Annotated in this window: 4 protein-coding genes, 1 tRNA gene and 1 pseudogene; 5 read left to right on the top strand and 1 reads right to left on the bottom strand. The window is 67.6% G+C overall.

The genetic code is table 11. The features are described from left to right. The 4 genes and pseudogenes from prfB to ACK42S_RS14745 all read left to right on the top strand — a co-directional run. Positions 1 to 201, top strand: a pseudogene (prfB, locus tag ACK42S_RS14730) (peptide chain release factor 2); the annotation flags it as partial. A gap of 11 nt (positions 202 to 212) precedes the next feature. Further along, entirely contained in the window at positions 213 to 2,888 is a 2,676-nt protein-coding gene (gene pepN, locus ACK42S_RS14735; protein ID WP_409709104.1) for an aminopeptidase N, read from the top strand. A gap of 26 nt (positions 2,889 to 2,914) precedes the next feature. Beyond that, entirely contained in the window at positions 2,915 to 3,931 is a 1,017-nt protein-coding gene (locus ACK42S_RS14740; RefSeq protein ID WP_409709107.1) for a class 1 fructose-bisphosphatase, read from the top strand. A 40-nt stretch (positions 3,932 to 3,971) separates the two neighbouring features. Continuing rightward, a tRNA-Thr gene (locus tag ACK42S_RS14745) sits at positions 3,972 to 4,047 on the top strand. An 88-nt stretch (positions 4,048 to 4,135) separates the two neighbouring features. On the opposite strand, the gene ACK42S_RS14750 is transcribed toward ACK42S_RS14745, so the two are convergent. Then, entirely contained in the window at positions 4,136 to 5,470 is a 1,335-nt protein-coding gene (locus tag ACK42S_RS14750) for a hemolysin family protein (protein WP_409709110.1), read from the bottom strand. 70 nt (positions 5,471 to 5,540) lie between these two features. Here ACK42S_RS14750 and ACK42S_RS14755 point away from each other — a divergent pair. After that, the coding region (locus ACK42S_RS14755) for a symmetrical bis(5'-nucleosyl)-tetraphosphatase (RefSeq protein WP_409709114.1) at positions 5,541 to 6,143 on the top strand (603 nt) is incomplete at its 3' end.

A 6,143-nucleotide genomic window follows, 5' to 3' on the forward strand; every position in this document is an offset into this window, starting at 1 on the left:
ATGCGCAAGCGCCTGGCCGAGCAGCAAAAGCTCGAGGACAGCAAGACCGACGTGGGCTGGGGCCACCAGATCCGCTCCTATGTGCTCGACCAGAGCCGCATCAAGGACCTGCGCACCAACGTCGAAATCTCCAACACCCAGAAAGTGCTGGACGGCGACCTGGATGCGTTCATCGAGGCCAGCCTCAAACAAGGCATCTGAGAAGGAAGACCATGCGCGAAGGCAGCTCCCCCCTGATCCGCCGCGAGGACTACACCGCGCCGGCCTACTGGATCCGCAGCGTCGATCTCAGCTTCGACCTCGATCCGGCCAAGACCCTCGTCGTCAACCGCATGCAGGTCGAGCGCAATCCGGACGCCGCGCCGGGCCAGCCCCTGCGCCTGGACGGCGAGGACCTCAACCTGACCCGTGTGCTGGTGAACGGAGAGTCGGTGTCCTTCCGCGTCGAACACCAGCAGCTCGTGCTCGAGAACCTGCCCGAGGCTCCCTTCACGCTGGAGGTGCGCACCACCTGTGCGCCCGCGAAGAACACCCAACTGTCGGGCCTGTACACCTCGGGCGGCGGCTTCTTCACGCAGTGCGAGGCCGAGGGCTTTCGCCGCATCACCTACTTCCTCGACCGCCCCGACGTGATGGCCACCTTCAGCGTCACGCTCAAGGCCGATGCCGCGAAGTACCCGGTATTGCTGTCCAACGGCAACCTCGTCGATCAGGGCCCGCTCGAGGGGGGCAGGCACTATGCACGCTGGGTCGACCCGCACCCCAAGCCCAGCTATCTGTTCGCCCTGGTGGCCGCCAACCTGGTGTGCCGCGAGCAGAAGATCCGCGCCCGTTCGGGCCGCGAGCATCTGCTGCAGGTGTATGTGCGTGCCGGCGACCTGGACAAGACCGAGCACGCAATGAACTCGCTGATCGCCGCGGTGGCCTGGGACGAGGCCCGCTTCGGCCTGTCGCTCGACCTCGACCGCTTCATGATCGTGGCGGTGAGCGACTTCAACATGGGGGCCATGGAGAACAAGGGCCTCAACATCTTCAACACCAAGTACGTGCTGGCCAACCCGGCCACGGCCACCGATGCTGACTACGCCGGCATCGAAAGCGTGGTGGGACACGAGTACTTCCACAACTGGACGGGCAACCGCATCACCTGCCGCGACTGGTTCCAGCTCTCGCTCAAGGAAGGCCTCACCGTCTTCCGCGACCAGGAGTTCAGCCAGGATCTGGCGCAAAGCCCCAGCGCCCGGGCCGTCAAGCGCATCGAGGACGTGCGCACCCTGCGCCAGCACCAGTTCCCCGAGGATGCCGGCCCCATGGCCCACCCGGTGCGGCCCGACAGCTACGTCGAGATCAACAACTTCTACACCGCCACGGTCTACGACAAGGGCGCCGAGGTGGTGCGCATGATGCAGACCCTGGTGGGCCGCGAGGGCTTCGCCCGGGGGATGACGCTGTACGTCCAGCGTCATGACGGCCAGGCCGTGACCTGCGACGACTTCGCCCAGGCCATTGCCGATGCCAACCCTGGCAGCGCGCTGGCCACACACCTGGATGCCTTCAAGCGCTGGTACAGCCAGGCCGGCACACCCCGCGTCTCGGCCCGCGGCCACTACAACGCCGATGCGCGCACCTACACGCTGGAGCTCTCGCAGCACGGCCTGCCCTCGCCCGGCCAGCCGGTCAAGCAGCCCTGGGTCATCCCCGTGACCATGGGCCTGATCGGCCCGCAAGGCGAGCACCTTGCGCTGCAGCTCGTGGGCGAGGACGCTCCCGTAGGTACCGAACGCGTGCTGGTGCTGCACGAGGAACGCCAGCGCTACGAGTTCGTGGGCCTGGACGCTCCGCCGGTGCCTTCGCTGCTGCGCGGTTTCTCTGCGCCGGTGCTGCTGGACGATGGCCTGAGCGACGCCGAACTGCTGCACCTGCTGGCCCATGACGCCGACCCCTTCAACCGCTGGGAGGCCGGCCAGCGCCTGGCGCTGAACCGCCTGCTGGGCGCTATCCGCGGTGGCCAAGCCCTGCACCTGGATGCCGCCTTCCTCGAGGCCATGCGCGGCGTGCTGCGCCACCCGACGCTCGATGCCGCCTTCAAGGAACTGGTGCTCACGCTGCCCAGCGAGGGCTACCTGGCCGAGCAGCTCGACGAGGTCGACCCGCAGCGCATCCACACGGTGCGCGAGGCCGCCCGGCTGCAACTGGCCCAGGCTCTGCACCACGACTGGGAATGGGCCTTCGAGGCCCACCAGGTGCGCGGCGGCTATTCGCCCGACCCGGTCTCGGCCGGGCGGCGCGCCCTGGCCAACCTGGCGCTGGCCTACCTGTGCCTGGGGGCCTCGGTCACCGGGGATCCTGTGTGGCCTGGACGCACCTACCAGCGCTTCAAGGACGCCACGAACATGACCGACCGCCTGGGGGCCCTGAGCGCCCTGGTCAACAGCCATGCCGAACTGGCCGCGCCGGCCCTCGAACGCTTCCACGCGATGTTCCGCGACGAGGCCCTGGTGATCGACAAGTGGTTTGCGCTCCAGGCCTCGGCCAGCGAGAAGGACGGCCGCGTCTTCGCGCGCGCCCGTGCCCTGCTGTCGCACCCGGACTTCTCGCTGCGCAACCCCAACCGTGCGCGCAGCCTGATCACCGCGCTGTGCTTCATGAACCCGGCCGCCTTCCATCGCACCGATGCCGCCGGCTATGTGTTCTGGGCTGACCGCGTGCTGGAGCTCGACGCCATCAACCCGCAACTGGCCGCCCGCGTGGCCCGCGCGATGGACCGCTGGAAGCAGCTCGCCGAGCCCTACCGCAGCGCCGCGCGCGAGGCCATTGCCCGCGTGGCGGCCAAGACCGAGCTGAGCAACGACGTGCGCGAGATCGTCACGCGTGCCCTCGCCGACTGATTGCAAGGAACCCTGAGGAACACGACATGGGCAAGAGAATCAGCCTGACGCAGTACCTGGTCGAGCAGCAGCGCATGCACGGCCACATCCCGGCACAGTTGCGCCTGCTGATCGAGGTGGTGGCGCGCGCGTGCAAGCGCATCGCCATCAGCGTCAACAAGGGCGCGCTGGGCGACGTGCTGGGCAGCGCCGGCACCGAGAACGTGCAGGGCGAGGTTCAGAAGAAGCTCGATGTGATCTGCAACGAGGTGCTGATCGAGGCCAATGAATGGGGAGGCCACCTGGCGGCCATGGCCTCGGAGGAGATGGACGGCATCTACCTGGTGCCCAACCGCTTTCCCCAGGGCGAGTACCTGCTGCTGTTCGACCCGCTCGACGGCTCGTCCAACATCGACGTGAACGTGAGCATCGGCACCATCTTTTCGGTGCTGAAGAAAGACGAAGCCCATGCCGGCGTGAGCGAGCAGGATTTTCTGCAGCCGGGCTCGAAGCAGGCGGCGGCAGGCTACTGCATCTACGGCCCGCAGACCACACTGGTGCTCACCGTGGGCGATGGCGTGGCCATGTTCACCCTCGACCGCGAGCAGGGCTCGTGGGTGCTCACGCAAGACGGCGTGACCATCCCCGAGGACACCAAGGAGTTCGCGATCAACATGAGCAACATGCGCCACTGGGCCCCGCCGGTCAAGCGCTACATCGACGAATGCCTGGCCGGCAAGGAAGGCCCGCGGGGCAAGGACTTCAACATGCGCTGGGTGGCGTCGATGGTGGCCGACGTGCACCGCATCCTCACCCGCGGCGGCATTTTCATGTACCCCTGGGACAAGCGCGAGCCCGACAAGCCGGGCAAGCTGCGCCTGATGTACGAGGCCAACCCGATGAGCTTCATCGTCGAGCAGGCCGGCGGCGCCGCCACCAACGGGCACCAGCGCATCCTGGACATCCAGCCGACCAAGCTGCATGAGCGCGTGAGCGTGATCCTCGGATCGAAGAACGAGGTCGAGCGCGTGACGGCCTACCACCGCGAAGCCAGCGGCGCTTGACCCGCTATGGACGATTCTTGCTAGAATTACATTCTTTGCTGCCGGTGTAGCTCAGTTGGTAGAGCAGCGCATTCGTAATGCGAAGGTCACCAGTTCGAATCCGGTCACCGGCACCACACACCTGCGATGAACAGGGGCCCGACGCGAGTCGGGCCCCTGTTTTCTTTCTGTCTCTTTGGGCGCGGAGCCGCCATCGGGGTGAGCTCACCCCTGGCGACGCGGCTCGGTGCCGAAGATCTCGTCCTGCAAGGTGTCTGCGGGCAGCCTTGTCGCCAGCACCTTGTCGATGCGCTTGCCGTCCATGTCGATGACCTCGAAGCGCCAGCCGCCCCATTCCACCGTGTCGGTGGTCTGCGGCAGGCGCCCGAGCAGCAGCATCACCATGCCGGCCAGGGTGTTGTAGCGACCGCGGTCTTCCTCGGGCACCTCCTTCAGACCCAGCCGGTCCTTCAGCTCGGGCACCGGAATGAGGCCGTCGATCAGCCAGGAGCCGTCCTCGCGCCTGAGCGCCCAGGCGCCGTCGGGCTCGGCCGTCTGGAACTCGCCCGTGATGGCCTCCAGCACGTCTTGCAAGGTGATCACCCCCTGGATCTCGCCGTATTCGTCGACCACGAAGACCATCTGCATGGTCGAGGCGCGGAAGCTCTCGAGCAGCTCCATGCCGGTGAGCGTCTCGGGCACGAAGACGGGAGGTTGCAGGTTCTCGGTGAGGCGGATCTCCCGGCCCTGGGCGATCTGCTGCAGCAACTGGCGGGCGGTGACCACGCCGAGCACATCGTCCAGCCCGCCGCGGCACACCGGATAGCGCGAGTGCTCGGCCTGGGCGATGGTGGCCAGGGCCTGCTCGACGGGGGCCTGGGCGTCGAGCCAGACGATGTCGCCACGCGGGATCATCATCGAGCTGATCTGGCGCTCGTCGAGCCGGAAGACGTTGCGCACCATCTGGTGCTCGTGGGCCTCGATCACGCCGGCATCGACGCCCTCCTCCAGGCTGGCGGCGATCTCCTCCTCGGTGACGCCGCGGTTGGGCTGGTCGGTGATGCCCAGCAGGCGCAGCACCGTGGCCGTGGCCCAGGACAGCACCACGACGAAGGGCCGCGCGGCCAGCGAAAGCCATTCCATCGGGCGTGCCACCAGCCGCGCCACGGTTTCGGGGTACATCTGCCCCAGGCGCTTGGGCACGAGCTCGCCGAAGATGATGGTCAGGAAGGTGATGATGACCACCACGAAGCCGGTGGAGACCACGCTGGCTGCCGTGGCCTGCAGGCCCCAGTCCTCCATCATCCAGGTCGCCAGCGGCACCGCAAAGGCCGCCTCGCCAACGATGCCGTTGAGGATGCCGATGGAGGTGATGCCGATCTGCACCGTCGAGAGGAACTTGGTGGGGTTCTCGTGCAGCGCCATCGCGGCCGGGGCTCCGGCCGCCCCGCTTTCGACCAGCACCTGCAGCCGCGCCTTGCGCGCCGCGGTCAGCGCCATCTCCGACATGGCAAAGGCGCCGTTGAGCACGATGAGGAAGGTCAGTAACGCAACGTCCATACGGTGCCCCGCGGGCAGCTGCGGCGGGGAAGTGGTCACAGGAACGGGGGAGCGTAGCAGAATCGGGGCCATGATCTACCTCATCGGCGACCTGCAGGGCTGCTGCGACGCCCTGGATCGGCTGCTGGCCGAAATCGGCTTTTCCCCCTCACGCGACCACCTGTACGTGCTGGGCGACCTGGTCAACCGGGGCCCGTGCTCGCTTCAGGTGCTGCAGCGCCTGGCCTCCTTCGGTGAGGCCGCCACCTGTGTGCTGGGCAACCACGACCTGCATCTGCTGGCGCTGGCCCATGGCGTGCGCCGGCCCCACCGCAGCGACACGCTGGGCCCCATCCTCGATTCGCCGCAGCGGCAGGCCTGGGTCGACTGGCTGCGCCGGCAGCACCTGGCGGTGCAGGCGCACGGCTGGCTGATGGTGCACGCCGGCGTGGTGCCTCAATGGGATGCGGCCCAGACCCTGGCGCTGGCCGCCGAGGTCGAGGCCCATCTGCGCAGCGACGAGCTGGGCGCCTTCTTGCAGGTGATGTACGGCAACGAGCCTGCGCAATGGCGCGAGGACCTTGCCGGCGCCGACCGGCTGCGCTTTGTGATCAACGTGCTCACGCGCATCCGCTTCTGCGACGCCCAGGGCCGACTGGACCTGAGCCTCAAGGACGGCGCGCAAGCCGCGCCA

Source organism: Caldimonas sp., from assembly GCF_046289365.1.
Classification (GTDB): domain Bacteria; phylum Pseudomonadota; class Gammaproteobacteria; order Burkholderiales; family Burkholderiaceae_C; genus Caldimonas.